The 2,276-nt window shown below is 57.9% G+C and carries 1 protein-coding gene; it reads right to left on the reverse strand.

What is annotated here, in order from left to right:
• Positions 1–197: 197 nt before the first annotated feature.
• Positions 198–2,192, reverse strand: a complete 1,995-nt coding sequence (locus tag RUM_RS12955; RefSeq protein WP_197533022.1) for a cohesin domain-containing protein — start codon at positions 2,190–2,192, stop codon at positions 198–200.
• Positions 2,193–2,276: the final 84 nt, after the last annotated feature.

Consider the following 2,276-nt stretch of genomic DNA (forward strand, 5'->3'; position numbering starts at 1 on the left):
GATTCTGGTAGATGGGTCATGCGTGACCCATCCGGTTAAACAAATAAAAAACACACATCTCCCCAAGAGGTTGGTAGAACGCTCCTGCGTAAACGGAGCACGCAGAGCATAAAAAAACGCCCGGAAAAGATGGTCACTAAAAAGAAAACCGTACTGCAAAAACAGTACGGTTCAGCAAATCTATCAAGCGTCGGAACTTACCCTGCGATCCCCCGTGCAATGATCCCCAGCAGCTCCACTGCGTCCGACACCTTGATGTACCCATCCGGCACCAGATCCCCCAGCTTTTGCTGTACATCGCTCAGAGGACAGGGCTCCCCTGCCGCCATCCGGGCGCATGCCTCCAGCACCAGCACCGCATCCGCTACCGTTACCCTGCCGTCCATATTCACGTCTCCGGGCAGATAGCCTGGCTGGAGGGCGGTGGTCCGGGTGGCTGTGGTGGTTTGAATGGGCACAGTGGTTGTTTCCGCAGCGGTGGTTGTAGTAGTTATGGTGGTTTCAGCAGCGGTAGTTGTAGTCGCTTCGGTGATAGCTTCCGTTGTGGTAGTTGTAGTCGTTTCAATGGTGGTTTCCGTTGTGGTGATAGCTTCCGTAGCGGTCGTGGTATACCCGGTAGTGGTGGTATTCTCCGTGACCTGGGCGGAGGTGGTCACTGCTCCTACCACCTGTACCGTCCCGGCAAACAGGCTGCACTGCCGGGTGCTCCCATCCATTGCTGCAAAGCTGGCAGATTCCGGTGTCACCGGATAAATGCCCGGCACCGCATCCGCCGGAATCGCCACCGGGATCCGCAGAATCTCCCCGTTTTCATACTGACTCCAGGCGGCATGCATGGATACGGTCAGCAGTTGGGTATCGTAGCTGACCTCCCCCCAGTAGCCGGCCTTCAGATACTGCACCTGGGGCGTGCTGTTGGCGTCAGCAGGCTGGAGCATGCCTCCGTACCGGAAGGTCAGCACAGCAGCGGACAAGCCCGGATTCTCCCCCACATACACCGGCAGATACACGGTTTCCCCCGGCAGTCCGGGCACATTCCCCACGGAAAATTCCACCGGCGTACCGGGGGCAGTGGTGGTTTCAGTGGCGGTGGTGGTAGTGGTCGTGGTGGCAGTGGTCATGGTGGTAGTCGTAGTGCTTTCCGCCGTAGTGGTTTCCGGCATCAGGATCTGCACAGAGCCGGGAGCGGCTGCACAGGTGTATGCCGTCCCCTCCGGATTCCGTATGGCGACTGATTGAACGGATATCTCGTATTCCCCCGGTGCTGCATCCTCCGGAATCACCAGCTGAATCCGGAACAGTTCCCCGGTTACATCCGGGTTCAATCCGGCGTTCAGTGCTAAAGCCAGTCCGCCGGTGGTATTGTGTGCAGAACCTATGCTCCATAGGGACGGTATACCCACAATCTGGTACTCGTCATTGGACAAGACAGAGTGGAATATCTCCGGCAGCTGTAGGCGAAACTCCATATCGGAAATGCCGGAATGGGGTCCCACATACACCGGCAGATACACGGTTTCCCCCGGCAATCCGGACGCATGCCCCACGGAAAATTCCACCGGCGCAGGGGCGGTGGTGGTCGTTGGAGCGGTGGTAGTTTCAGTGGTGGTTGTGGTAGTGGTGGTTTCAGTAGTGGTCGTTGTAGTAGCTTGAGGAATCTGGATCTTGCCGCTGTAGGTCTGGATGGAAACCGCATTGTCCCTGTTGTCATAGGCGGCATTGGCGGTCAGATTCAGAGCGAAGGTGTCCCCGGGCTGAGCGGTCTGGGGCACCCGGAAGGAAAGGGTCACAAGAGTGCCATCCTGCTGAATCAACTGGGAGGAGGCAATGGCAACGCCGCATTTGCTGCCCTCCGCCTCCAGGATCATGCAAGTGTCGGAGCCGATCAGATCCCCATAGGTACACAGGGGCTTGCCATACTCGTTGGTTACAAGCTCCAGCGCCCCGTCATACTCCAGTACAAGCCCCATGCCGGAAAAGCCCCCGTTATCCTCTGCATACAGGGACACCTGCGCCGTGTCGCCAGGCTGTGCCTCCACAGACTCCGCATACACCAGTACAAGGTTGGCGGCGCTAGCAGGGGTTTGCCGGGCAAAAAATCCCGGCAGCCCCAATGCGCATGCGGCAGCGGTCAGGGCAGCCCCTGTGCGCCGGAGCCGATCCAACCCGGTTCTGATCCAATGATGTATCATATTGTTCAACCTCAATTCCTCGGGATTCCTGCACCCTTCGTCGGCAGACAGCCCCGTTTTCATGCAATGATTCATGCAATTACC

Origin of the sequence: Ruminococcus champanellensis 18P13 = JCM 17042 (assembly GCF_000210095.1) — a bacterium.
Classification (GTDB): Bacteria; Bacillota; Clostridia; order Oscillospirales; family Ruminococcaceae; genus Ruminococcus_F; species Ruminococcus_F champanellensis.

Excerpts from the sequence above, each read along its gene's own strand:
- RUM_RS12955 (WP_197533022.1), bottom strand. The coding sequence starts at position 2,192 with ATGATACATCATTGGATCAGAACCGGGTTGGATCGGCTCCGGCGCACA.